Source organism: Thiomicrorhabdus sediminis (assembly GCF_005885815.1).
Classification (GTDB): Bacteria; Pseudomonadota; Gammaproteobacteria; order Thiomicrospirales; family Thiomicrospiraceae; genus Thiomicrorhabdus; species Thiomicrorhabdus sediminis.
In genome coordinates this window covers 348,811-374,839 of the sequence record NZ_CP040602.1, presented here as the reverse complement: position 1 = coordinate 374,839, position 26,029 = coordinate 348,811, and the positions used below count along the sequence as shown (strand labels likewise).

Sequence of the window (26,029 nt, the reverse complement as noted above, 5' to 3'; positions counted from 1 at the left end):
CCTTATATTATGCTGACTCTTTACTAACCAAACTTGCTGGCGGCCAGTTTTCTAATTTAGTACCTAAGCTCAAACCTCTTTGCGCAAGAACATCTTTGATTTCTTGCAGAGATTTCTTACCTAAGTTTGGTGTTTTTAGTAGGTGAGGCTCAGCTCGTTGTACTAAATCACCAATATAATAGATTTGTTCTGCTTTCAAACAGTTAGCTGAACGGACTGTTAACTCTAAATCATCAACAGGCTGTAGGAAGATCGGATCGAATTCGTTCTCTTCTTCTTCCGGAGCAACAACTTCTTTATGCTTAAGATCAACAAAAGCATTAAGCTGATAATGTAGAACCGTCGCGGCTTGTTTGATCGCATCTTCTGGATCAAGGGTACCATCAGTTACAACATCAAGAATTAACTTGTCTAGATCAGTACGCTGCTCTACACGAGCGTTCTGAACTTCGTAACTTACTGTGTGTACCGGACTGAAACTTGCATCTAAACGTAAAACACCGATTTGAGTATCATTATCAGCTTGTGCTGCACGGTAACCCATACCTGTTTCGACTTTTAGAGTCATGTTCAATTCTGCACCCTCAGATACGTGAGCAATCACGTGATCCGGGTTGGCAATTTCTGCATCGTGGTTAAGCACGATGTCAGAAGCGCGAACAACAGCTGGCCCTTTCTTATTCAGTGTTAGCTCAGCGCTATCGCTGGCATTCAGTTTCACTGCAACTTCTTTAAGGTTTAAAAGAATCGCCAAAACGTCTTCTCTTACACCTTCAATTGAAGAGTATTCGTGTACAACACCATCAATCTGGGCTTCAACAATAGCCGCACCTGGCATAGATGACAATAGAATACGGCGCAATGCGTTCCCCAGTGTGTGACCAAAGCCGCGCTCTAGCGGCTCAAGAGTTACACGACTGTGGAACGGGCTTTTTCTATCAATATCAACTAAGCGTGGTGTTAACAACTGTTCCAACATCTCTTGCATTAGAAGTTATCTCCGTAGTATCAAAGTTTACTTAGAGTAAAGCTCAACAATTAAGTTTTCTGAAATATCAGCAGATAGATCTGAACGATCAGGAACATTCTTGAATGTACCTTCAAACGCAGACTTGTTAACTTCAACCCAGCTTACTGTACCTGACTGTGCATTAATTTCTAATGCAGTCGCGATACGAGATTGGTTACGAGACTTCTCTCGAATTGAAACCACGTCACCAGCATTCACTTCAAATGAAGGAATGTTAACTGATTGACCGTTTACCATTACAGCTTTATGAGAAACCAACTGACGTGCTTCAGCGCGTGTAGCAGCGAAGCCCATACGATAAACAACGTTATCTAAACGGCTCTCAAGAATTTGTAAAAGGTTAACACCTGTTGAACCCTTACGACGATCCGCTTCTTTATAATAAAGGCGGAATTTCTTTTCAAGTACGCCATACATACGACGAACTTTTTGTTTTTCACGTAACTGTAAGCCGTATTCTGTTACGCGCTTACGTCCTGCACCGTGCTGACCAGGTAGCTGATCGATCTTACACTTAGATTCGATGCTACGAACACCGCTTTTTAGGAAAAGATCTGTACCTTCACGACGAGCAAGTTTACACTTTGGACCAATATATCTAGCCATGTTAACCTCAAATATTAAACGCGACGTTTCTTAGGTGGACGGCAACCATTGTGAGGAATCGGAGTTACATCAGAAATTGATGTAATCTTGAAACCAGCACTATGTAAACCACGAACAGCAGAATCACGGCCAGGTCCTGGACCTTTAACCATTACTTCCATGTTCTTAACACCATAGTCGTGAGCCATTTGACCAGCTCGTTCTGCAGCAACCTGTGCAGCGAAAGGTGTACTCTTACGAGAACCACGGAAACCGCTACCGCCTGAAGTTGCCCAGCACAGTGCGTTACCTTGACGATCTGTGATAGTCACAATTGTGTTATTAAAACTAGCATGAACATGCGCAACTGCATCAGTTACGACCTGTTTTACTTTCTTTTTAACACGCGAATTTGCTTTTGCCATATTCTAATCTCGCAATTTTGCGTTATCTCTTAATAGGTCTTACAGGACCTTTACGAGTACGTGCATTAGTCTTTGTACGCTGTCCGCGAAGTGGCAGACTACGACGGTGGCGAATTCCTCGGTAGCAACCCATGTCCATCAAACGCTTGATATTCATAGATACTTCACGACGAAGATCACCTTCGATTGTATAATTTGTAACTTCTGAACGAAGTGCTTCTAACTGATCTTCAGTTAGCTCTCGAACCTTCGTGCTTGGCTCAATACCTACAGCTGCACAAACTTTCTGTGCAGAAGTTGAGCCAATCCCGTAGATTGAAGTCAATCCAATAACAATGTGCTTGTTTACTGGAATGTTTACGCCGGCAATACGAGCCATGTTGCGCTCCCTATTAATTCGATCTACTGAAAAACGGGCAATTATACACGTCTTTCTACCTAAATACCAGATATATAACTAGATTAGTTATCTACCCTTTAAATTTGCTTTTTTCATCATGCTTTCATACTGATTAGATTGCATTTGTGCCTGTATGGCAGTCATAAAATCCATCACCACGATTACTATGATCAGTAGTGAAGTTCCACCGAAGTAGAATGGAACGTTCCAATACAAAATTAAGAATTCCGGTAACAAACAAACAGCAGTGATATAAATGGCACCGGCTAAAGTTAGTCGACCCATAATAGTGTCAATATGACGAGCTGTCTGCGCACCAGGGCGGATACCTGGTAAATAGGCACCTGATTTTCTTAAGTTATCCGCTGTCTCTTTTGGATTGAAAACAATCGCTGTATAAAAGAAACAGAAGAAGATGATAGCCATTGCATACAAGAAGATATATAGAGGCTGACCAGGTGACATCGTCGTTGCGATGTCCTTCAACCACCCTAGACCTTCCGCAGAACCAAACCAACCACCTAAAGAGGCTGGGAACAGGATAATGCTGGAAGCAAAGATAGGAGGAATCACTCCGGCCATATTAAGCTTAAGCGGTAGATGTGACTCTTGACCGCCATATAGCTTACGTCCACGCATCTTCTGTGCGTAATGAACAGGAATTCGACGCTGACCACGTTCTACAAATACTACGAACGCGATGACCGCAAAAACTAACGCCAATAGGATGAATACTGTAATAGCATGCATCGCACCAGTGTTTACCTGTTCAAAAGTACCGCCAAGTGCTGATGGAAGACCCGCTACGATACCGGCAAAGATAATCAACGAAATACCGTTACCAATACCACGCTCAGTGATCTGCTCACCAAGCCACATCAAGAAGATGGTTCCACCAACCAATGTAATGACTGCCGTGATCTTAAACATCAGACCCGGATCAATTACAACGGCCATACCGTTTACGTTTTGAGATTCCAGTGCAATCGCAACACCTAAGGCTTGGAATGTCGCAAGCACCACAGTCCCGTAACGGGTGTACTGGGTGATTTTGCGACGCCCAGCTTCACCATCTTTCTTAAGCTGTTCCAACGTAGGTGAAACCACCGTTAGTAACTGCATAATAATCGATGCCGAAATATAAGGCATGATACCTAAAGCAAAGATGGATAAACGCTCAAGGGCACCACCCGAGAACATGTTAAACATGTCTAAAATGGTACCCTTTTGCTGTTCAAACATTGCTGCCAGAGCAACTGGATCAATTGATGGTACAGGGATATGAGTCCCTAATCGATAAACGATTAGAGCACCTAAAACAAATAAAATTTTGTTTTTCAAATCACCCATACCTGATGCAACAGAACTATTCATAATTAAGCTTCTACTGAACCGCCGGCCGCTTCGATCGCAGCCTTAGCACCAGCAGTTGTCTTAATTCCTGACAATTTAAGTGCTTTGGTTACTTCACCAGAGTTTATAACCTTAACAACTTTAATTTTATCGCCGATTACATCGGCAGCTTTCAATGCCGCAACATCAATGATGTCCGCATCAATTCGCGATAAAGTGTCTAGACGGATCTCAGTAACGAATGCAGATTTACGAGAAGAGAAACCTACTTTAGGCAATCTTCTCTGTAGTGGCATCTGACCACCTTCAAATCCGATTTTCGGCATACCACCAGAGCGAGACTTCTGACCTTTATGACCACGGCCACCCATCTTACCCCAGCCAGAACCTTGACCACGTCCTACACGCTTCTTAGAAGGCTTTGAACCTTCAGCAGGGCTTAGAGTATTTAACTGCATCTTATGCTTCCTCTACCTTAAGCAAATAGGAAACCTTATTGATCATTCCACGATTTTCTGGAGTATCAATAACGCTTACTGTTTGGTGCATCTTTCTCAGACCAAGACCAGATACACAAGCTTTGTGAGCTGGTAAGCGCCCGATAGTGCTCTTAACCAAAGTCACTTTGACTGTTTTGTTATCTGACATCTTACTCACCTAAAATTTGATCAACTGTTTTACCACGCTTAGCCGCGATATACTCAGGAGAGTTCATTCCTGAAAGCGCGTTAACCGTAGAACGAACAACGTTAACTGGACGTGTAGTACCTACACACTTACATAATACGTTGTGTACACCAGCTGCTTCAAGTACTGCACGCATCGCACCACCGGCGATAACTCCAGTACCTTCAGAGGCTGGAAGCATAACAATGTTAGCTGCACCTTGTTTGAAGTTGATTGGGTACTGGATAGTACCGTCAACCAGGTGAACATCTTTCATGTTACGGCGTGCTTGTTCCATTGCTTTTTTGATCGCAACAGGCACTTCGTTAGCTTTACCGCTACCGTAACCTACTTTACCTTCACCATCACCTACTACTGCAAGTGCTGAGAATGAAAAGATGCGACCACCTTTAACAACTTTAGCAACACGACGAACGTTTACTAACTTTTCAATCAAGCCATCTTGTCCGTCTTGTAATTCACGTGAAGACATAATTTATCCTTACTTTTAAAATTCAAGACCGTTTTCACGGGCTGATTCTGCTAACTGCTGGATACGACCGTGATATTTGAAACCAGAACGGTCGAAAGCAACGGCAGTAATGCCAGCTGCTTTTGCTTTTTCAGCAATCGCTTTACCAACTGCAGCTGCAGCATCTTTATTACCAGTGTTACTGATAGCTTTTTTAACGTCTGCCTGAACAGTAGAGCTTGAAGCAATAACTTCTGACCCATTAGCAGCAATTAACTGAGCATAGATATGCTGAGACGTACGGTGCACGCAAAGTCTTGGCATTTTAAGTTCAGCAATTTTACCGCGAGTCTTTTTAGCTCTACGAAGACGAGCTGTTTTCTTATCCATATCGACTCAGCCTTATTTCTTCTTAGCTTCTTTACGTAAAATGCGCTCATCAGCATACTTAACACCCTTACCTTTATAAGGCTCAGGTGGACGGTACGCGCGGATTTCTGCAGCAACTTGACCAACAACTTGCTTATCTGCGCCTTTTACAAGGATTTCAGTTTGTGATGGTGTTTCAACAGTGATACCTTCAGGTAACTCATGCTGAACAGGGTGCGAAAAACCTAGAGTAAGATCAAGAACCTTACCAGCTGCTTTTGCACGGTAACCAACACCGACTAGTTCTAATTTCTTTTCAAAACCATCAGTTACGCCAACAACCATGTTGTTAACAATCGCACGAGCAGTACCTGCTTGCGCCCAACCGTTAGCTGCACCATCAACTGGTGTGAAAGTCACAACGCCATTGTCATTGGTAATAACAACTGACTCGTTGAATTCTTTAGTCAGTGATGCTTTAGAACCTTTAACAGTTACAGTAGAACCACTTACAGAAAGTTCTACACCTGCAGGTAAGTTCACTGGAGCTTTTGCAATTCTAGACATAATTTAATCCTTATGCTACGTAGCAAACAACTTCACCACCGATACCAGCTTGGCGAGCATCGCGGTCAGTCATAATACCTTTTGACGTTGAAATTACGGCGATACCTAGACCACCAATTACTTTAGGAAGCTCGTCTTTGTTTTTATAAACACGTAGACCTGGACGGCTTACACGCTTAATCATTTCAATAACAGGCTTACCATCGAAATATTTTAGATCCACTGAAAGCTCAGCTTTTCCATCATTATCATTAATGCTGAATGCAGAAACGAAACCTTCGTCAGCCAAAACCTTAGCAACAGCTGCTTTTAACTTTGATGAAGGCATTACAACATTCGCGTGACCAGCCATTTGACCGTTACGAATGCGTGTCAACATATCAGCGATTGGATCAGACATACTCATAGATATTTATCCTTACCAACTAGCTTTTCTTAATCCTGGAACATCACCGTTCATCGCCAAACGGCGAAGTACGTTACGTGATACTCCAAACTTTCTGTAAACACCGTGAGGACGACCAGTCAAACGACAACGATTTTGTTGACGAACGGCAGCTCCATCACGAGGCAATTTGTTTAGTGCATCTACTGCATCCATACGCGCACTAAAGTCGGTATCTGGATTTGAGATGATTTTTTTAAGCTCTGCACGCTTAGCTGCATATTTTGCAACCAATTTAGCACGCTTAGTTTCACGAGCAATCATTGATAACTTAGCCATTAGAAAACCTCTTATTTCTTAAATGGGAAATTAAAGGCTTCTAAAAGAGCTTTCGCTTCATCATTAGTTTGCGCAGTAGTTGCGAAGTTGATATCCATACCACGGATCTTGTCAACTTTTTCAAACTCGATTTCAGGGAAAATAATTTGCTCTTTAAGGCCTAGGTTATAGTTTCCACGACCATCAAACGCTTTCGGGTTAACACCACGGAAGTCACGTACACGAGGTAGCGCGATGTTGATTAGTCGATCCAAAAACTCATACATTTTTTCACCACGTAGTGTCACTTTACAACCTAACGGATAACCGTCACGTACCTTAAAGCTAGCTACTGACTTACGTGCTAGAGTTTTCATTGCTTTCTGACCTGCAATAGTTTCCATGTCAGAAATCGCGTTTTCTAAAACCTTCTTGTCACCGATTGCTTCACCAACACCCATATTGATCGTGATCTTGGTCAACTTAGGGGCTTGCATCACTGACTTGTAACCAAACTGTTCCATCAATTTAGGAATAACTTGATCTTTGTAAAATGTTTGTAATCTTGCCATCTTTATATCCTATTAAGCGTCAACCGCTTTACCGTTAGATTTAAAGAAGCGGATCTTTTGCTCACCTTCAACTTTAAAACCAACTTTGTCAGCTTTATTTGTTTCAGGGTTAACTAAAGCCACATTTGAGGCATCGATTGGCATTTCTTTAGAAACGATCCCACCTTGCGCACCAGTCATAGGGTTTGCCTTTGCGTGCTTTTTAACAAGGTTGATACCATCTACTAGAACCTTACCGTTATCAAGAACTGAAGAGATAGAACCTCTCTTACCTTTGTCCTTACCTGTGATAACGATAACTTCATCACCTTTTCTTAAACGATTCATTACGATTTCCTTATAAAACTTCAGGAGCAAGCGAAACGATTTTCATAAACTTATCGCCGCGAAGCTCACGAGTTACAGGACCGAAGATACGTGTTCCGATAGGCTCATGCTTAGTGTTAAGAATAACCGCAGCATTGCCGTCAAACTTAATCAAAGAACCATCTTGACGTCTTACACCTTTAGCTGTACGTACGACAACCGCGTTGTAAACATCACCTTTCTTCACTTTTCCGCGTGGTGTAGCTTCTTTTACACTCACTTTAATCACGTCACCAATATTGGCATAACGGCGCTTAGATCCGCCTAACACCTTAATACATTGGACGCGTCGTGCTCCGCTGTTATCAGCAACATCAAGCACACTTTGCATCTGAATCATGGTGGTACTCCATCCATAAACTAAAAATTACTTACAGCACAAAAACCACCGAAAAGAGCAGTTCCTAATCACTAATTAGGCTTAATCTTTAAGGTGGCTAAATAGATTCCGAGAATTATACCAGATAATTTTCGGAAATGCTATAAAACTTAAATCTTCGCTTTTTCGTCAATTGACAATAGAGTCCATGACTTGTTTTTAGAGATCGGTGCAGTTTCCTGAATAGTAACTGTATCACCAACTCCACATGCGTTTTCCGCATCGTGCGCCATGATCTTTGTAGACTTTTTAACGAATTTTTTGTACTTCGCATGTTTGATGTAGCGGCTAGTCAAAACAACAATTGAGTCTTGCATACCATTGCTAACAACAACACCTTGCATTGTACGAGCTTTTTTAACTTGATCAGCCATCTTTACTTACTCACTTTTTGACGAATGATGGTTTTAACACGCGCAATTGAACGACGAGTCGTTTTTAGTTTTGCCGAGTTTGACAACTGACCTGTTGCGTGTTGCATACGAAGATTGAATTGCTCTTTAAGCAACTCAAGCAACTCTGCTCTTAACTCTTCAACAGTTTTTTCATTTAATTCTTGTGCAGTCATTTACATCACCGTTCTAGTTACAACTTGTGTTTTAAAAGGCAACTTGGCTGCTGCAAGCTCAAACGCTTCACGAGCCAAACGCTCATCAACACCCTGGATTTCGTATAAAACACGACCCGGTTGAATCTGAGCCACCCAGTACTCAACGCTACCTTTACCCTTACCCATACGCACTTCAAGAGGCTTATTGGTAATTGGCTTGTCAGGGAATACGCGGATCCAGATCTTGGCTCCACGCTTAACGTGACGAGTCATAACACGACGGCCAGCTTCGATTTGACGAGAAGTCATACGACCTCTTTCTAAGGCCTTAAGACCGAAATCACCAAAGCTAACTTTGTTACCGACTTGTGCTAGACCACGGTTACGTCCTTTGTGTACTTTTCTAAATTTTGTACGTTTAGGCATTAACATTGTTAGAAATCCTTTTATTTACGGCCTTTTTTGCCCTTAGATTGATTATTGTCATCTAATGCTAGCTTTCCAAGCTTCTCACCTTTGAAGATCCAAACCTTAACACCGATCTTACCGTATGTTGTGTCCGCTTCAAAAGTTGCATAGTCGATGTCAGCACGGAAAGTATGTAGAGGTACACGACCTTCACGATACCACTCGGCACGAGCGATATCAGCACCGTTCAAACGACCAGAAACTGTAACCTTGATCCCTTCAGCACCTAGACGCATTGCATTACCAACCGCACGCTTCATAGCACGACGGAACTGGATACGCTTCTCTAACTGCTGAGCGATGCTTTCTGCAACAAGCTTCGCATCTAGCTCAGGCTTTTTAATTTCTTCGATGTTGATATTGACCGGCATACCCGCTTTAGCAGTTAAAGCAGCTTTTAGCTTCTCAATATCCTCACCTTTTTTACCAATAACAACACCTGGACGAGCTGTATGAACAGAGATACGAATACCATTCGCTACACGTTCAATACCGATCTTGCTGACAGATGCATGTTTTAGTTTTTCATTTAATTCGTTACGAATCTCAACATCACTGATTAGATTATCAGAATAGTTTTTGCTATCCGCATACCAACGCGAGTTCCAATCTTTAGTGATCCCAAGACGAATCCCGACAGGATGAACTTTTTGACCCATTCTGATTCTCCTTACTTATCGCCAACAGTAACAGTGATATGACTGATACGTTTTAGAATACGGTTACCGCGACCCTTAGCACGAGCGCGCATACGCTTCATTGTTGGACCTTCGTTTACAAACGCAGCTGTAACCTTAAGTTCATCAATATCAGCACCTTCGTTATTTTCAGCATTAGCGATAGCTGAGTTAAGCACTGCTTTCATTAAGCTAGCTGCTTTCTTATCGCTGAACGCTAAAATGTTAACCGCTGTTTCTACGTCTTTCCCACGGATTAAGTCAGCTACTAAACGAGCTTTCTGTGGAGAAATACGAGCAAATCTATGTGTTGCACTTACTTGCATGATAGTCCCCTATTAGCGCTTAGCTTTCTTATCCGCAGCATGGCCGCGATAATAACGAGTCATTGAAAATTCACCCAACTTGTGGCCAACCATGTTTTCAGAAACGAAAACAGGGATATGCTCTTTACCATTGTGAACGGCAATTGTCATACCGATCATTTCAGGTAAGATCATAGAGCGACGTGACCATGTCTTAATTGGACGTTTATTACCAGATTCTTGCGCCTCGACCACTTTCTTATACAAGTGGTGATCAACAAAAGGTCCTTTTTTAACTGAACGTGGCATCAGTGTCCTTCCTTATTTCTTATGTCTACGACGTACGATCATAGTATCAGTACGCTTGTTGCTACGAGTCTTCTTACCTTTAGTAGGAACACCCCATGGAGTTACTGGGTTACGACCACCTGAAGTACGGCCTTCACCACCACCGTGTGGGTGATCTACCGGGTTCATCGCAACACCTCGAACGGTAGGACGAACACCACGCCAGCGCTTAGCACCAGCCTTACCTAGCTTACGCAATGAATGCTCAGAGTTACCCACTTCACCGATAGTCGCCTTACACTCAGCAAGGATCTTACGCATTTCACCAGAACGAAGACGTACTAGAACGTAAGCACCATCTTTACCAGCGATAGAAGCATAAGCACCTGCAGAACGCGCAATCTGCGCACCCTTACCAGGACGCATTTCAACGTTGTGTACGATTGTACCTACAGGGATATTACGTAGTGGCAAAGCATTACCTGCTTTGATCGCTACGTGTTCACCAGACTCAATCGCATCACCGGCAGCGACATCTTTAGGAGCGATGATATAACGACGCTCACCATCAGCATATTTCAATAGAGCGATATGCGCTGTACGGTTAGGATCATACTCAAGACGCTCAACAACAGCTGGTACACCATCTTTGTTACGTTTGAAGTCAACCATACGGTAGTGCTGCTTGTGACCACCACCTTGGTGACGTACGGTAATACGACCGTTGTTGTTACGCCCACCAGACTTAGACTTCTTAGCTAAAAGAGCTGAATGAGGCTTACCTTTGTGTAACGTAGGCTCAACAACACTTACAACAAATCGACGACCTGGAGAAGTCGGTTTTGATTTTTTGATAATTGCCATCTGCTAACTCCTTATTCAGCTGAAGCGAAGTCAATGTCTTGACCAGGAGCTAGACGAACAATCGCTTTGCGAGTTCCGTTACGCTGTCCCTGACGGCCTTTAAACACTTTACGCTTACCTTTAAGGTTAATCATATTTACAGACTGAACTTTTACATCAAATAAAGATTCAACTGCGGCTTTAACTTCAGTCTTAGTTGCTGAAGGCACAACTTTAAACACGTATTGAGCAGAAGCGTCAGCCATAAGAGCAGACTTTTCTGAAACGTGTGGTGCTAGCAATACTTTTAGAATTCTTTCTTGATTCATGCTAATTGCTCCTCTAGCTGCTTAACTGCACCTTGAGTCATTACCACGTTTTGGAAACCGATCAAGCTTACAGGATCGATTGACGCTACATCACACACGTCCGCAGCATATAGGTTGCGAGATGACAAATATAAGTATTCGTCGAATGCTTCAGTAACAACCAATGCGTCAGAAACGTTTAGCTGTGCAAGTTTTGCATTAAATTCTTTAGTCTTAGGTGCTTCTACTTTAAAGTCATCAACAACAATCAAACGACCAGAACGGTTAAGCTCAGCGATAATAGAACGCATGGCACCACGGTACATTTTCTTGTTTACTTTTTGAGAGAAATCACGGTTGTGACCTGGGAACGCACGTCCACCACCAACCCATACCGGGCTGCGTGTAGTACCGGCACGAGCACGACCCGTACCTTTTTGACGCCATGGCTTAGCACCACCACCACTAACAGCAGCGCGGTTCTTTTGACCTTTAGTTCCCTGACGACCTGCATTCATGTATGCAGTGACTACCTGGTGTACTAGCGCTTCGTTGAAATCAGTCGCGAACAATGCATCTGAAACTTCAACTGTACCGCTTTCCTTACCAGAAGCTAATTCAATTAATTTTAAATCCATCATTCCCACCTTACTTTACAGCTTTACGAACAATGACAGTACTGTTCTTAGCACCAGGAACTGCACCACGGATCAATAATAGACCGTTTTCTGCATCAACCTTAACTAAATCTAAGTTCTGTGTTGTTTGACGAACGTCACCCATGTGGCCAGACATTTTCTTACCTTTGAAAACGCGACCTGGAGTTTGGTTCTGACCGATTGAACCGTTAGCTCGGTGAGAAAGTGAGTTACCGTGAGTTGCATCTTGCGTACGGAAGTTGTGACGCTTAACACCACCCTGGAAACCTTTACCTTTTGTTGTCCCTGTAACATCTACAACAGAGATTTCAGCAAAACGATCTACAGTTAGTTCAGCACCGACTTCTAGGCCTTCCATTTCAGACGCATCTGCACGGAATTCCCATAGACCACGACCAGCTTCTACGCCAGCTTTTGCAAAATGCCCAGCAGCAGGTTTAGAAACACGTCCTGCGTGAACTGTTCCAGTTGTTACCTGGATAGCAGAATAACCGTCAGTCTCAAGTGTTTTGATTTGTGTAATACGGTTAGGCTCAACTTCAACAACAGTAACTGGAGTTGAAACACCTTCCTCATTAAACACACGAGTCATGCCGATTTTCTTACCAATGATACCAATACTCATATCATTACCTCATTATTATAATTGCCTGTCATTACGATTGATGACACGCTTTACTACGAATTAACGTAGCTCCAATTGAACATCAACACCTGCAGCCAAATCTAGCTTCATCAACGCATCAACAGTTTTTTCTGTTGGGTCAACGATATCTAGCAAACGCTTGTGAGTACGAATTTCGTACTGGTCACGAGCATCTTTATTGACGTGTGGTGAGATCAAAATAGTAAAACGCTCTTTACGAGTTGGCATTGGAATCGGGCCACGAACTTGCGCGCCAGTTCTTTTTGCTGTTTCCGTAATTTCACGGGCTGATTGATCGATCAAGCGATGATCAAAGGCCTTCAAGCGAATACGAATATTCTGAGTCGCCATAATTTACTCTCATTTATTTAAAGTATAGAAAAGCATGCCAAAACAATGGCATACAAACTAAGGGACGGGATTATAGCAATTTAATCAAATTAAAACAAGCCCTTATATTAAAAACAAAAAAAGGGAGCTAAAGCTCCCCTTTTTATAGACGTGAATATTGTTAAAGATTAGTCAAGAATCTTAGCAACAACACCCGCACCAACTGTACGTCCACCTTCACGGATAGCAAAACGTAGACCTTCTGCCATCGCGATCGGGTTGATCAATTCTACAGTCATCTGTACGTTATCACCAGGCATAACCATTTCTGTACCAGCCGGTAATTCACACGCACCAGTTACGTCAGTTGTACGGAAGTAGAACTGTGGACGGTAACCGTTGAAGAATGGAGTGTGACGTCCACCTTCGTCTTTTGAAAGTACATATACTTCCGCTTCGAACTTAGTATGTGGTGTTACTGTACCCTTATGAGCAAGTACCTGACCACGTTCGATGTCTTCACGCTTAGTACCACGTAATAGGATACCTACGTTATCACCCGCTTCACCTTGATCTAGAAGCTTACGGAACATTTCTACACCAGTAACTGTTGTAGTTGTTGTTGGGCGAATACCAACGATTTCGATTTCTTCACCAACTTTTACAACACCGGTTTCAACACGACCTGTTGCAACAGTACCACGACCCTGGATAGAGAAGATATCTTCTACAGGCATTAGGAATGGCTTGTCTGTTTCACGCTCTGGAGTCGGGATGTACTCATCAAGTGCATCGATCAAACGACCGATTGATGGCTCACCGATTTCAGACTGGTCACCTTCGATTGCTTTAAGAGCAGAACCCATGATTACAGGAGTGTCATCACCTGGGAAATCGTAAGTATCTAGAAGTTCACGAACTTCCATTTCTACCAATTCCATTAGTTCTTCATCATCAACCATGTCAGCTTTGTTTAGGTATACAACGATGTATGGTACACCTACCTGACGTGATAGAAGGATGTGCTCACGAGTCTGTGGCATTGGGCCATCTGCTGCAGAACATACTAGGATCGCGCCGTCCATCTGCGCAGCACCAGTGATCATGTTTTTAACATAGTCAGCGTGACCTGGGCAGTCTACGTGTGCGTAGTGACGTGTTTCTGATTCATACTCAACGTGTGCTGTTGAGATTGTGATCCCACGCTCACGCTCTTCAGGTGCGTTATCGATAGATGAGTAATCTTTTACATCACCACCGTACTTCTTACCCTGTACGATTGTTAGTGCCGCTGTAAGAGTTGTCTTACCATGGTCAACGTGACCGATAGTACCAACGTTTACGTGCGGTTTGGAACGTTCAAACTTTTCCTTTGCCATTTTAAATTACCTTTATTTAGCAAAGGCCTCGCATGCGAGGCCAAATGGTTAAAAAATTAATTATTCGCCTTTTTTGGTCTTAGCGATGATTTCTTCCTGGATGTTCTTAGGCGCTTCCATGTACTTACCGAAAGACATGCTGTAGTTAGCACGCCCCTGAGTCAATGAACGCATCTGGTTTGAGTAACCGAACATTTCAGAAAGCGGCACTTCAGCCTTGATAGACTTACCGGTAGGGATATCTTCCATGCTACCAACCATACCACGACGACGGTTAAGGTCACCGATGATATCACCCATGTATTCTTCAGGTGTCGTAACTTCAACATCCATGATAGGCTCAAGAAGGACAGGGTTAGCATCTTGCACACCGTTCTTGATACCCATACCAGCGGCAACCTGGAAAGCCATTTCGTTCGAGTCAACATCGTGGTATGAACCATCGATCAACTCAACGCCTACATCTACCATTGGGAAGCCGGCGATAACACCCGCTTCTAACTGTAGACGTGCACCTTTCTCAACCGCACCAATGTATTCTTTAGGAACCGCACCACCAACGATAGAGTTGACGAAGTTGAAACCTTCACCAGGCTCACGTGGGGTAATCTTGAATACAACATGACCATACTGACCACGACCACCAGACTGACGTACAAACTTACCATCAGCTTCAACAGCGCTCTTGATTGTTTCACGGTAAGAAACCTGAGGCGCACCGATATTCGCTTCAACCTTGAATTCACGCTTCATACGGTCAACGATGATATCTAGGTGAAGCTCACCCATACCAGAAATGATAGTCTGGTTAGTTTCTTCGTCTGTATGTACACGGAATGATGGATCTTCTGCCGCTAATTTACCTAAAGCGATACCCATTTTCTCTTGGTCTGCCTTAGTCTTAGGCTCGATAGCAATCGAGATTACCGGCTCAGGGAATTCCATACGCTCAAGAATGATCTTGTTATCCGGATCACATAAAGTATCACCAGTAGTCGTATCTTTAAGACCTACCGCACAAGCAATATCACCAGCACGGACTTCTTTGATCTCTTCACGAGAGTTTGAGTGCATCTGCAGGATACGACCAACACGTTCACGCTTCTCTTTAACCGAGTTATAAACCGGGCTACCTGCTTCAAGCACACCAGAATATACACGGAAGAATGTTAGCGTACCAACATAAGGGTCAGTCATGATCTTGAACGCTAGTGACGCAAATGGCTCATCGTCAGTTGAGTGACGCTCAGCAGGAGTACCGTCTTCAAGCTCACCTTTGATCGCAGGAACGTCAACAGGAGCTGGCATAAAGTCGATAACCGCATCTAGTAGAGTCTGAACACCCTTGTTCTTGAAAGCAGAACCACAGAACATAGGAACGATTTCTACATCGATACAGCGCTGACGAATACCGGCCTTGATGTCTTCTTCAGATAAATCACCTTCTTCAAGGTACTTATCCATAAGCTCTTCAGACGCTTCAGCAGCTGATTCAACCATTTTTTCACGCCATTCCTGACATAGGTCAACCATATCTTCTGGAATTTCTTCATAGGTATACTGCATACCCATGTTTTCTTCTTCCCAGTAGATTGCCTTCATCTTAACTAGATCCACAACACCGCGGAAAGATTCTTCAGCACCGATCGGTAGTTGCATTGGAACTGGTGTTGCACCTAAACGGTCAACAACCATTTTACATACGTTAAGGAAGTTAGCACCTGCACGGTCCATCTTGTTGACGAAGCCCATACGAGGAACGCCGTACTTATCAGCCTGACGCCATACAGTCTCAGACTGAGGCTCAACACCAGATACAGAACAGAAACAAGTTACCGCACCATCAAGTACACGTAGAGAACGTTCTACTTCGATAGTGAAGTCAACGTGTCCCGGAGTATCGATAATGTTTACGCGGTGCTCAGGATACTGACGAGCCATACCTGACCAGAAACATGTTGTCGCAGCAGAAGTGATTGTGATACCACGCTCCTGTTCCTGCTCCATCCAGTCCATAGTCGCACCACCGTCATGAACCTCACCGATTTTGTGAGATACACCAGTGTAGTAAAGGATACGCTCGGTCGTTGTAGTTTTACCCGCATCGATGTGGGCCATGATACCGATATTACGATATCTTTCTAAAGGGGTTTTACGTGCCACTTTATTAACCTTTTATTTAAACAATAAATAACAAAGGCCCTTAGCAGGGCCTTAAGCAGATTACCAACGGAAATGAGAGAAGGCTTTGTTAGCCTCTGCCATTCTATGTGTATCTTCTTTCTTCTTGATCGCAGAACCACGGTTCTCAAGCGCATCACCTAACTCACCAGCTAGACGAAGCATCATGCCTTTTTCACTACGCTTACGAGAGGCTTCTACAAGCCAACGCATAGCTAGAGCAACCTTACGATCGGCACGAACTTCAACAGGAACCTGATAAGTAGCACCACCAACACGACGAGACTTAACCTCAACCATTGGACCGATGTTGTCTAAGGCTTCTTTTAACAATTCAGCCTGCTCACCACCTTTACGACGCTCAACTAGAACATCTAGCGCACCATAAACGATTTTTTCAGCAACGGATTTTTTACCGCTAACCATAATCATGTTAACGAACTTCGTTAACGTTGTATCTCCAAACTTTGGATCAGGTAGTACCTGACGTTTTGGAATTTCTCTTCTTCTTGCCATTCTTAACTCTTCCGGTATAAATTGAACACTAAATATTGCTAAACGTATGTTAAGCGATTAATCCGCAGATTAACCCTTAGGACGCTTAGCACCGTACTTAGAACGACCTTGCTTACGATCAGATACGCCGGCACAATCCAATGCACCACGAACTGTGTGATATCGCACACCAGGTAAATCTTTAACACGACCACCACGGATTAGAATTACCGAGTGCTCCTGCAAGTTATGACCTTCACCACCAATGTAGGAAGCGACTTCATAACCATTCGTTAAACGTACACGCGCAACTTTACGCAGAGCAGAGTTTGGCTTCTTAGGGGTTGTTGTATAAACACGCGTACAAACACCACGACGCTGAGGACATGCCTCAAGAGCTGCAACGTTTGAAACTTTACGCTTATCCTTACGCGGCTTACGCACCAACTGGTTAATAGTAGCCATTAATTTTCTCCAATTTGAGATTAACTCTTACACATAAACGATAGCGCAGACCCGAAATTCGGGTCTACAAATTTAGGATTGACGATTTTAGAGACCTATTATCAATAAGTCAAGCATTAACTACTTGAAATTATTTACATTAAGCGTCTAAGTTTTCAGATCCTTCAACATTCTCAACAACCGCTTCTTCAGACACTTCCGCATCCGCTGATGTATCAGCATTTACAAAAGCCTGCAGTTCAGCCATTGATTTTTCGCTTGCCGCCTTACGCGCCTGGTGATAGGCAAAACCTGTACCAGCCGGAATCAGACGACCAACGATAACGTTCTCTTTCAGACCAACCAATGTATCACGTTTACCGCTTACCGCAGCTTCGGTCAATACACGAGTTGTTTCCTGGAACGACGCCGCAGAGATAAATGATTCTGTCGCCAACGATGCTTTAGTGATACCAAGCAATACACGTTCGAACGACGCTTCAACTTTACCTTCTTCGCGCGCTTTTTCATTCAGTTCAAGAACATTCGCATACTCAGCCTGTTCACCACGGATCAGACCTGTATCACCAGCGTTCTTGACTTCAACTTTACGCAACATCTGACGAACGATCGTCTCGATGTGCTTATCGTTAATTTTTACACCCTGCAGACGATATACATCTTGAACTTCATCAACGATGTATTCGGCAAGTTTTTCGATACCAAGAAGACGTAGGATATCATGTGGGTTTGAGTTACCGTCAACAACGACGTCACCACGCTCAACGCGCTCACCTTCAAACACACTGACTGTACGCCACTTAGGAATCAATGTTTCATACTGCTCACCGCTATCCTGAGTGATAACCAGGCGCTGCTTACCTTTGGTCTCTTTACCGAAACCAACAACACCTGTTACCTCAGCCATAATAGCCGGCTCTTTTGGTTGACGAGCTTCGAACAAGTCTGCAACTCGAGGTAGACCCCCGGTGATATCCTTGTTCTTCGAAGACGCTTGCGGGATACGAGCAAGAACGTCACCGGAACCAACCGCTGCACTTTCTTGTACAACCACTACCGAGTTTTCAGGCAGGTAGTACATAGCAGGTGTTTGCGTACCGGCGAAACAAACCTGTTCACCTTTCGCATCCACTAGCGTGATATAAGGGCGAGTCTCTTTTGCAGAGGCCATGCGCTCTTTAGCATCCTTAACAACGTAAGATGTCAAACCGGTCAACTCATCAACACGCTCTTCTACAGTTCCTTCGAAGTTACCGAAGGCGATATTACCTTCAACTTCGGTGATAACCGGGTGAGTATGCGGATCCCACTGAGCCAGAATTGCACCGGATTCAATAGAGCCACCGTCTTCAACAGTTAATGTTGAACCGTAGTTAATCTTATAACGCTCTTGCTCACGACCTGTCTCATCAACAACCGATACCGCACCAGAACGAGAAGTAACAATCAATTGACCATCAGAATTCTTGATCGCCTTGATGTTTTCCCACTTGATTGAACCTGTGTGCTTAACTTCGATCTGACTCTGCGCCGCAGAACCAGAAGCCGTACCACCGATGTGGAAGGTACGCATTGTCAACTGAGTACCCGGCTCACCGATCGACTGTGCCGCCATAACACCGACAGCCTCACCCATATTAACAAGGTGACCGCGTGCCAAGTCACGCCCGTAACACTGCTGACAGATACCGAATTTGGTTTCACAAGTCATCGGTGAACGTACGTTAACGTGGTCAACACCGTTCTCATCGATCAAAGTAGCGATTTTCTCATCGATCAATGTGCCTTTTTCAACCAACACATCACCACTTTGAGTGATTACGTCTTCATTGGTAATACGACCTAGTACACGATCTTTTAGTGATTCAATGATATCACCACCTTCAACGTGTGCCGCCATACGGATACCCGCTTCAGTACCACAGTCGTTTTCAGTTACAACCACGTCCTGAGCAACGTCTACTAGACGACGAGTCAAGTAACCTGAGTTAGCTGTCTTCAACGCTGTATCGGCAAGACCTTTACGAGCACCGTGAGTCGAGATGAAGTACTGAAGTACGTTTAGACCTTCACGGAAGTTCGCGGTGATCGGTGTTTCGATGATCGAACCATCCGGCTTCGCCATCAGACCACGCATACCACCAAGCTGACGCATCTGAGCCACACTACCACGCGCCCCAGAGTCGGCCATCATGTAAACCGAGTTAAACGATGTCTGCTGGACTTCGTTACCTTCTTTGTCAACCACGTTTTCGAACTGCAACTGGTCCATCATCGACTTGGTAACCAACTCGTTAGTGTGCGACCAGATATCAACAACCTTGTTGTAACGCTCACCTTCCGTTACCAAACCTTGAGTAAACTGGTTCTGAATCTCTTCAACCTGCTTCTCTGCGCGTTCGATGATTCCTGTTTTCGCTTCTGGAATCAACATATCGTCCGAACAGAAAGACAGACCGGCTAGAGTCGACCATTTGAAACCGGCATACATTAACTGGTCAGCAAAGATTACGGTCTCTTTAGGCCCTAATAGACGGTAACAAGAGTTTAATACCGCACTGATGTTCTTCTTGGTCAAGCTCAAGTTGATCAAATCGAAACTTAGACCTTGCGGCAGGATACGGCATAACAAGGCACGACCGGCAGTAGTATCAACCATACGAGTTGAAACGCTTTCGGTACCTTCGTCATCGATAACGGTTTCAGTGACACGCAACTTGATCTTAGTATGCAGGTTAACTTCCTTTGAATCTAGCGCACGCTGAACTTCATGCCAGCTTGAAAACGCCATACCTTCACCCTTGTCGTTGATACGCTCACGAGTGATGTAGTAAAGACCCAGTACAACGTCCTGTGAAGGTACGATAATCGGGTCACCGTTAGCAGGAGACAGCAAGTTGTTAGTCGACATCATCAATGTACGTGCTTCTAACTGAGCTTCCAAAGATAGCGGTACGTGTACCGCCATCTGGTCACCATCGAAGTCGGCGTTGAACGCCGAACATACTAGTGGATGCAAGTTGATCGCCTTACCTTCGATAAGCACCGGCTCAAACGCCTGGATACCCAAACGGTGAAGTGTCGGTGCACGGTTCAACAGTACCGGATGCTCACGGATAACCTCATCCAACACATCCCATACTTCCGGCAGCCCCTGCTCAACCATTTTCTTGGCCGCTTTGATCGTCGGTGCCATGCCGCGCTTCTGTAGTTTAGAGAAGATAAACGGCTTGAATAGCTCAAGTGCCATTTTCTTCGGCAGACCACACTGGTGTAGACGCAATGTAGGACCAACTACGATTACCGAACGACCAGAGTAGTCAACACGCTTACCAAGCAAGTTTTGACGGAAACGACCCTGCTTACCTTTGATCATATCAGCCAAAGATTTAAGTTGACGCTTGTTGGTACCGGTTACGGCACGACCACGACGACCGTTATCTAGCAATGAATCGACAGACTCCTGCAACATACGCTTTTCGTTACGTACGATGATATCCGGTGCCATTAGGTCCAATAGACGCTTCAGACGGTTGTTACGGTTGATAACACGACGATATAGATCGTTCAAATCAGAAGTCGCAAAACGACCACCATCTAGCGGCACCAGCGGGCGTAGCTCAGGCGGAAGAACCGGAAGCACATCAAGAATCATCCACTCTGGTTTGTTACCCGACTGTAGGAAAGATTCGATTAGCTTCAAGCGCTTAGAAATCTTCTTCTGCTTAGTTTCAGAGTTGGTGTTATCCATCTCTGTACGTAGACGCTCCGCTTCCGCTTCAAGATCGATCGCCTGTAGCATCTTCTTGATGGCTTCAGCACCCATCTGCGCCTCGAATTCATCACCATGTTCATCTAGTGCATCCAGGTATTCTTCTTCAGAAAGCAACTGCCAAGGCTCAAGCGGCGTTAGACCTGGATCAACAACCATGAACGCTTCGAAGTAAAGCACCGCTTCGATTTCTTTTAAAGTCATATCCAACATCAAACCGATACGTGAAGGCAATGACTTCAAGAACCAGATGTGGGCTACAGAAGTGGCAAGGTCGATGTGACCCATACGCTCACGACGCACTTTAGATTGAGTTACCTCAACACCACATTTCTCACAGATGACACCACGGTGCTTCAAACGCTTGTATTTACCACACAAACATTCGAAGTCACGGATAGGCCCGAAAATCTTCGCACAGAACAGACCGTCACGCTCAGGCTTGAACGTACGGTAGTTGATTGTTTCTGGCTTTTTAACTTCACCATAAGACCATGAACGGATTTTTTCCGGCGAAGCAAGAGAAACCTTAATAGCGTCAAAGTCGCTACTCACATTTTGTTTTTTTAGAAAACCAAGTAAATCTTTCATTAATCTTGCTCCAACTCGATATCAATACCTAATGCACGAATTTCTTTGCGTAATACGCTGAATGATTCTGGCATACCAGGTTCCATATATTCATTACCGTCAACAATGTTCTTATACATTCTTGTACGACCGTTCAAGTCATCGGACTTAACCGTTAGCATTTCCTGCAGGGTAAAGGCAGCACCGTATGCTTCAAGTGCCCACACCTCCATTTCACCGAAACGCTGACCACCGAACTGGGCCTTACCACCCAACGGCTGCTGAGTAACCAGCGAGTAAGGACCTGTTGAACGAGCGTGCATCTTATCGTCAACCAAGTGGTTAAGCTTCAAGTAGTACATGTAGCCAACGGTTACAGGACGATCGAACTTCTCACCGGTCAGACCATCAAACAACGTCATCTGACCTGACTCAGGAAGATCTGCCAAACGTAACAACGCCTTGATCTGATCTTCGTTAACACCGTCAAATACCGGTGACGCTAATGGAACACCACGTTTCAGGTTATTCGCCAATTCAATAATTTCGTCATCCGAGAAACTCGCGAAATCAACTTTCTGACCTTGCGTATCGTTGTAGATCTTATCTAGGAAGCTACGGAACTCGGCAATGTCCGCTTGCTGCTGAAGCATTGCATTGATCTTAGTACCCAGACCTTCAGCGGCTAAACCTAAGTGAACTTCAAGGATCTGACCAACGTTCATACGTGACGGTACACCTAGAGGGTTCAAGCAGATATCAACCGGACGACCTGTTTCATCGTAAGGCATATCTTCTACTGGACAGATACGTGAGATAACACCCTTGTTACCGTGACGACCCGCCATCTTATCACCAGGCTGGATACGACGCTTAATAGCAACGTAAACCTTAACCATCTTCGAAACACCCGGTGCCAAATCGTCACCTTGAGTAAGCTTCTTACGCTTCTCTTCAAACATTTCGTTGAATTTCTTACGGCTATCTTTTAGATAGGCTTCGGACTGCTCCAGGAATGTCACCATATCGGCATCATCAACATTTAATGAGAACCACTTGGCTTCATCAACACCATCTAGGTATGCATCATCAACCTTAGTACCGTCAACCAGTTTCTTACCGTTCAATGCAGTACGGATACGAGCCATCATATCGGCTTCAAGAATGGTGTACTGTTCGTCGATATCCTTACGGACGCGAGCCAATTCCTCTTCCTGAATCGCTAGCGCGCGTTCATCTTTCTGAACGCCTTCACGAGTGAATACCTGAACGTCGATCACCGTCCCTTCAACACCTTTGGTTACACGCAATGATGTATCTTTAACATCGGATGCTTTTTCACCGAAAATAGCGCGCAGCAGTTTTTCTTCAGGCGTCAGCTGAGTTTCACCCTTAGGCGTTACCTTACCTACAAGAATATCGCCCTGCTTGACTTCAGCCCCTACGTGAACGATACCGCAGTCATCCAGACGTGCCAGTGCTGATTCACCAACGTTAGGAATATCCGCTGTAATTTCTTCTGGCCCAAGCTTTGTATCACGAGCCAAACATGTTAGTTCTTCGATGTGAATCGAAGTATAACGGTCTTCTTGAACGACACGCTCAGAGATCAAAATCGAGTCTTCGAAGTTATAACCATTCCAAGGCATGAACGCGATTCGCATGTTCTGACCAAGCGCCAATTCACCAAGGTCTGTAGAAGGACCGTCAGCAAGAACGTCACCACGAACTACTGTATCACCCGCCTTAACGATAGGCTTCTGGTTGATACAAGTGTTTTGGTTAGAACGCTGGTACTTGACCAGGTTGTAGATATCTACACCAGATTCACCCTCTTTGATCTCATCGCCATTGACACGAACCACGATACGAGCGGCGTCAGATGAAAGCACTTCACCGCCACGGTCTGCAACCACCGTGACGCCAGAGTCGATTGCAACCGTCTTCTCGATACCTGTTCCTACTAAAGGCTTATCGGCACGTAATGTAGGAACCGCCTGACGCTGCATGTTCGCACCCATCAAGGCACGGTTGGCATCATCGTGTTCTAGGAACGGGATAAGCGATGCCGCAACCGATACGATCTGCTTAGGAGATACATCCATATAGTCGATATCAGCGGTATTTGCTAGGGTAAACTCATTTTGGTGACGAGCTGAAACCAAGTTGTCTAAGAACTTACCGTCCTTATCAACATTCGCACTCGCCTGCGCGATAACGAATTGTGCTTCGTCGATCGCAGAAACATATTCAACTTCTTCTGTTACCTGACCATCGACAACCTTACGATATGGTGTTTCCAGGAAACCATATTCGTTTGTCTTAGCGTAGATCGCTAGCGTATTGATCAAACCGATGTTTGGTCCTTCAGGTGTTTCGATAGGACATACACGACCGTAGTGAGTTGGGTGTACGTCACGTACCTCAAAACCGGCACGCTCACGTGTCAAACCACCTGGCCCAAGAGCCGAAACACGACGCTTGTGTGTGACTTCCGAAAGCGGGTTAACCTGATCCATGAACTGTGACAACTGAGACGATCCGAAGAACTCTTTGATTGCCGCAGAAACGGGCTTAGCATTGATTAGGTCCTGAGGCATCAGGCCATCAGATTCAGCCTGGTTCAGACGCTCTTTCACCGCGCGCTCAACACGAACCAAACCAACACGGAATGCGTTCTCAGCCATTTCACCAACCGCACGGATACGACGGTTACCTAAGGTATCGATATCATCGATAGTGCTTAAACCGTTACGGATATTGATCAGTTCACGAACCACATCGATAACATCCTGGTTTTCTAGTACCAGACTACCGTTATTGTCTTTGCGACCTAAACGACGGTTCAGCTTCATACGACCAACAGAAGACAGGTCATAACGTGAATCATCAAAGAATAGGCTCTGGAACAACGCTTCCGAAGATTCCTTCGTTGGTGGCTCACCAGGACGCATCATGCGATAAATTTCAATCTGTGCTTCCAACTGGGAAGTGGTTGTATCCAGATTCAATGTATCTGGGATATATGGTCCGTTTTCCAGCTCATCGATAAATAGGATCTTAAGTTCACCCTTACCGATAGCGACGATTTTTTCCAATAGCTCGACAGTCAATACATCGTTGGTACGAGCAACCAATTCACCAGTTGTCTTATCTGTAATACCTGTCGCCAGGATTTTACCCAGTAAATATTCAGGAGAAACCTTAGCGGTCTTGATACCGGCAGCATCCATCTGCTTAACGGTACGTGCAGTGATCTTCTGACCAACTTCAACGATCTTCTTGCCGTCATGTTCAATATCGAACGGAGAGTTCTGGCCTTTCAACTGCTCGGCGTTGATCTCAAGCTCAAAACCTTTTTTATTGAACTTAACAACGTTAGACTCCAGGAAGCTTCCCAGAATTTCTTCGTTTGAGTAACCCATAGCACGTAACAATACTGAAATAGGTAATTTACGGCGGCGGTCAATACGAGTGAACAAGCAATCATTGTGATCAAACTCAAAGTCCAACCAAGAACCACGGTAAGGAATGATACGCGCATTAAACAACAACTTACCTGAAGAGTGAGACTTACCTTTGTCGCTATCGAAGATTACACCCGGTGAACGGTGCAACTGAGTCACAATTACACGCTCAGTACCGTTGATAACGAAAGTCCCGTTATCCGTCATTAACGGGATATCACCCAAATAAACTTCCTGCTCCTTCATGTCCTTAACCGGACGCTTACCAGCAGGCGCATCTTTATCATAGATAACCAAACGCATTTTCACACGTAGAGGTGCCGCGTAAGTCACACCACGCTGCTTACACTCTTTTACGTCAAACTCAGGTTGACCCATGTGATAACTCACATATTCTAGGTCGGCAGTGCCGGCAACACCTTCGATTGGAAATACAGAACTAAAAGCGGCATGCAAACCGACGAAGTCGCGCTCGGCTGGCTTTTTATCCAATTGTAGAAAGTCGTGGAAAGAACCTTTCTGCAAAGAAAGTAGGTAAGGTACTTCTAGAATTGATGGGCGAGTTGCGAAATCTTTACGAACTCGTTTCTTTTCAGTCAAAGAATAAGTCATCGTTTACCTCAGGGATAAGTTGTCAGAGAGCCCTGTAAGGGGCTCGGTAATGCATAAAACTGTGGTAGCTCCACCTTTGTAAGCTCTAGCACACTTTTACACACTCTAAAACACGAAAAGGCCGACG

The 26,029-nt window shown here is 44.4% G+C and carries 32 protein-coding genes; all 32 read right to left on the bottom strand.

The annotated features are described in order from the left end of the window. Nucleotides 1-7: 7 nt before the first annotated feature. The 32 genes from FE785_RS01685 to rpoB all read right to left on the bottom strand — a co-directional run bounded on the left by FE785_RS01685 (nucleotide 8) and on the right by rpoB (nucleotide 25,902). Nucleotides 8-988, bottom strand: a complete 981-nt coding sequence (locus FE785_RS01685) for a DNA-directed RNA polymerase subunit alpha (protein ID WP_138563785.1) — start codon at nucleotides 986-988, stop codon at nucleotides 8-10. Between the two features lie 27 nt (nucleotides 989-1,015). After that, nucleotides 1,016-1,636 (bottom strand): 30S ribosomal protein S4, encoded by a 621-nt coding sequence (rpsD, locus tag FE785_RS01680; RefSeq protein ID WP_138563783.1) that lies wholly within the window; start codon nucleotides 1,634-1,636, stop codon nucleotides 1,016-1,018. A gap of 14 nt (nucleotides 1,637-1,650) precedes the next feature. Beyond that, nucleotides 1,651-2,040 (bottom strand): 30S ribosomal protein S11, encoded by a 390-nt coding sequence (gene rpsK, locus FE785_RS01675; RefSeq protein WP_138563781.1) that lies wholly within the window; start codon nucleotides 2,038-2,040, stop codon nucleotides 1,651-1,653. Nucleotides 2,041-2,062: 22 nt separating this feature from the next. Then, entirely contained in the window at nucleotides 2,063-2,419 is a 357-nt protein-coding gene (gene rpsM / locus FE785_RS01670) for a 30S ribosomal protein S13 (RefSeq protein ID WP_138563779.1), read from the bottom strand. An 87-nt stretch (nucleotides 2,420-2,506) separates the two neighbouring features. Further along, nucleotides 2,507-3,814, bottom strand: a complete 1,308-nt coding sequence (secY, locus tag FE785_RS01665; protein WP_138563777.1) for a preprotein translocase subunit SecY — start codon at nucleotides 3,812-3,814, stop codon at nucleotides 2,507-2,509. Between the two features lie 2 nt (nucleotides 3,815-3,816). Further along, nucleotides 3,817-4,251, bottom strand: coding sequence for a 50S ribosomal protein L15 (rplO, locus tag FE785_RS01660; protein WP_138563775.1), 435 nt, complete (start codon nucleotides 4,249-4,251; stop codon nucleotides 3,817-3,819). 1 nt (nucleotide 4,252) lies between these two features. After that, the gene (gene rpmD, locus FE785_RS01655; protein ID WP_138563773.1) at nucleotides 4,253-4,441 is read right to left on the bottom strand and encodes a 50S ribosomal protein L30; all 189 of its coding nucleotides are present in this window, start codon (nucleotides 4,439-4,441) and stop codon (nucleotides 4,253-4,255) included. Nucleotide 4,442: 1 nt separating this feature from the next. Next, the gene (rpsE, locus tag FE785_RS01650) at nucleotides 4,443-4,952 is read right to left on the bottom strand and encodes a 30S ribosomal protein S5 (protein ID WP_138563771.1); all 510 of its coding nucleotides are present in this window, start codon (nucleotides 4,950-4,952) and stop codon (nucleotides 4,443-4,445) included. A 15-nt stretch (nucleotides 4,953-4,967) separates the two neighbouring features. After that, nucleotides 4,968-5,321 carry a 50S ribosomal protein L18 gene (rplR, locus tag FE785_RS01645; protein ID WP_138563769.1) on the bottom strand — a complete coding sequence of 118 codons (354 nt, stop codon included), beginning with the start codon at nucleotides 5,319-5,321 and terminating at the stop codon, nucleotides 4,968-4,970. Between the two features lie 12 nt (nucleotides 5,322-5,333). Continuing rightward, a complete protein-coding gene (gene rplF / locus FE785_RS01640) occupies nucleotides 5,334-5,867 on the bottom strand; it encodes a 50S ribosomal protein L6 (RefSeq protein WP_138563767.1) in 534 nt (177 codons plus the stop codon). A 10-nt stretch (nucleotides 5,868-5,877) separates the two neighbouring features. Continuing rightward, nucleotides 5,878-6,273, bottom strand: coding sequence for a 30S ribosomal protein S8 (gene rpsH, locus FE785_RS01635; protein ID WP_138563765.1), 396 nt, complete (start codon nucleotides 6,271-6,273; stop codon nucleotides 5,878-5,880). A gap of 12 nt (nucleotides 6,274-6,285) precedes the next feature. Further along, on the bottom strand, nucleotides 6,286-6,591 hold the full coding sequence (gene rpsN / locus FE785_RS01630; RefSeq protein WP_138563763.1) for a 30S ribosomal protein S14: 306 nt from the start codon (nucleotides 6,589-6,591) through the stop codon (nucleotides 6,286-6,288). 11 nt (nucleotides 6,592-6,602) lie between these two features. Then, nucleotides 6,603-7,142 (bottom strand): 50S ribosomal protein L5, encoded by a 540-nt coding sequence (gene rplE / locus FE785_RS01625; protein WP_138563761.1) that lies wholly within the window; start codon nucleotides 7,140-7,142, stop codon nucleotides 6,603-6,605. 12 nt (nucleotides 7,143-7,154) lie between these two features. Further along, complete coding sequence (rplX, locus tag FE785_RS01620) at nucleotides 7,155-7,469, bottom strand: 50S ribosomal protein L24 (RefSeq protein ID WP_138563759.1); 315 nt, start codon at nucleotides 7,467-7,469, stop codon at nucleotides 7,155-7,157. 10 nt (nucleotides 7,470-7,479) lie between these two features. Next, nucleotides 7,480-7,848: a 50S ribosomal protein L14 gene (rplN, locus tag FE785_RS01615; protein WP_138563757.1), complete on the bottom strand. Its 369-nt coding sequence runs from the start codon at nucleotides 7,846-7,848 to the stop codon at nucleotides 7,480-7,482. A 149-nt stretch (nucleotides 7,849-7,997) separates the two neighbouring features. Next, complete coding sequence (rpsQ, locus tag FE785_RS01610) at nucleotides 7,998-8,261, bottom strand: 30S ribosomal protein S17 (RefSeq protein ID WP_138563755.1); 264 nt, start codon at nucleotides 8,259-8,261, stop codon at nucleotides 7,998-8,000. Between the two features lie 2 nt (nucleotides 8,262-8,263). Continuing rightward, complete coding sequence (rpmC, locus tag FE785_RS01605) at nucleotides 8,264-8,455, bottom strand: 50S ribosomal protein L29 (RefSeq protein WP_138563753.1); 192 nt, start codon at nucleotides 8,453-8,455, stop codon at nucleotides 8,264-8,266. Further along, the gene (gene rplP / locus FE785_RS01600; RefSeq protein ID WP_138563751.1) at nucleotides 8,456-8,869 is read right to left on the bottom strand and encodes a 50S ribosomal protein L16; all 414 of its coding nucleotides are present in this window, start codon (nucleotides 8,867-8,869) and stop codon (nucleotides 8,456-8,458) included. It abuts the gene before it with no gap. A gap of 14 nt (nucleotides 8,870-8,883) precedes the next feature. After that, complete coding sequence (rpsC, locus tag FE785_RS01595; protein ID WP_138563749.1) at nucleotides 8,884-9,564, bottom strand: 30S ribosomal protein S3; 681 nt, start codon at nucleotides 9,562-9,564, stop codon at nucleotides 8,884-8,886. 11 nt (nucleotides 9,565-9,575) lie between these two features. Continuing rightward, nucleotides 9,576-9,908, bottom strand: coding sequence for a 50S ribosomal protein L22 (gene rplV, locus FE785_RS01590; protein WP_138563747.1), 333 nt, complete (start codon nucleotides 9,906-9,908; stop codon nucleotides 9,576-9,578). Between the two features lie 12 nt (nucleotides 9,909-9,920). Next, nucleotides 9,921-10,196, bottom strand: a complete 276-nt coding sequence (rpsS, locus tag FE785_RS01585) for a 30S ribosomal protein S19 (RefSeq protein ID WP_138563745.1) — start codon at nucleotides 10,194-10,196, stop codon at nucleotides 9,921-9,923. Nucleotides 10,197-10,208: 12 nt separating this feature from the next. After that, complete coding sequence (gene rplB / locus FE785_RS01580) at nucleotides 10,209-11,039, bottom strand: 50S ribosomal protein L2 (RefSeq protein WP_138563743.1); 831 nt, start codon at nucleotides 11,037-11,039, stop codon at nucleotides 10,209-10,211. A gap of 11 nt (nucleotides 11,040-11,050) precedes the next feature. After that, nucleotides 11,051-11,347, bottom strand: coding sequence for a 50S ribosomal protein L23 (gene rplW / locus FE785_RS01575; RefSeq protein ID WP_138563741.1), 297 nt, complete (start codon nucleotides 11,345-11,347; stop codon nucleotides 11,051-11,053). Beyond that, entirely contained in the window at nucleotides 11,344-11,964 is a 621-nt protein-coding gene (rplD, locus tag FE785_RS01570) for a 50S ribosomal protein L4 (RefSeq protein ID WP_138565755.1), read from the bottom strand. Before rplD ends, rplW begins: the two co-directional genes overlap by 4 nt. Before the next feature lie 10 nt (nucleotides 11,965-11,974). Beyond that, nucleotides 11,975-12,610: a 50S ribosomal protein L3 gene (gene rplC / locus FE785_RS01565; RefSeq protein ID WP_138563739.1), complete on the bottom strand. Its 636-nt coding sequence runs from the start codon at nucleotides 12,608-12,610 to the stop codon at nucleotides 11,975-11,977. 60 nt (nucleotides 12,611-12,670) lie between these two features. Further along, nucleotides 12,671-12,982: a 30S ribosomal protein S10 gene (gene rpsJ / locus FE785_RS01560; protein ID WP_029406733.1), complete on the bottom strand. Its 312-nt coding sequence runs from the start codon at nucleotides 12,980-12,982 to the stop codon at nucleotides 12,671-12,673. A 167-nt stretch (nucleotides 12,983-13,149) separates the two neighbouring features. Then, nucleotides 13,150-14,340 carry an elongation factor Tu gene (gene tuf / locus FE785_RS01555; protein ID WP_138563715.1) on the bottom strand — a complete coding sequence of 397 codons (1,191 nt, stop codon included), beginning with the start codon at nucleotides 14,338-14,340 and terminating at the stop codon, nucleotides 13,150-13,152. 60 nt (nucleotides 14,341-14,400) lie between these two features. After that, complete coding sequence (gene fusA / locus FE785_RS01550; protein WP_138563737.1) at nucleotides 14,401-16,503, bottom strand: elongation factor G; 2,103 nt, start codon at nucleotides 16,501-16,503, stop codon at nucleotides 14,401-14,403. Nucleotides 16,504-16,563: 60 nt separating this feature from the next. Continuing rightward, nucleotides 16,564-17,037 (bottom strand): 30S ribosomal protein S7, encoded by a 474-nt coding sequence (gene rpsG, locus FE785_RS01545; protein WP_138563735.1) that lies wholly within the window; start codon nucleotides 17,035-17,037, stop codon nucleotides 16,564-16,566. Nucleotides 17,038-17,106: 69 nt separating this feature from the next. Continuing rightward, nucleotides 17,107-17,481 (bottom strand): 30S ribosomal protein S12, encoded by a 375-nt coding sequence (gene rpsL, locus FE785_RS01540; RefSeq protein WP_138563733.1) that lies wholly within the window; start codon nucleotides 17,479-17,481, stop codon nucleotides 17,107-17,109. A 139-nt stretch (nucleotides 17,482-17,620) separates the two neighbouring features. Next, entirely contained in the window at nucleotides 17,621-21,844 is a 4,224-nt protein-coding gene (gene rpoC, locus FE785_RS01535; RefSeq protein ID WP_138563731.1) for a DNA-directed RNA polymerase subunit beta', read from the bottom strand. Further along, the gene (rpoB, locus tag FE785_RS01530; protein WP_138563729.1) at nucleotides 21,844-25,902 is read right to left on the bottom strand and encodes a DNA-directed RNA polymerase subunit beta; all 4,059 of its coding nucleotides are present in this window, start codon (nucleotides 25,900-25,902) and stop codon (nucleotides 21,844-21,846) included. Before rpoB ends, rpoC begins: the two co-directional genes overlap by 1 nt. Nucleotides 25,903-26,029 lie beyond the last annotated feature (127 nt).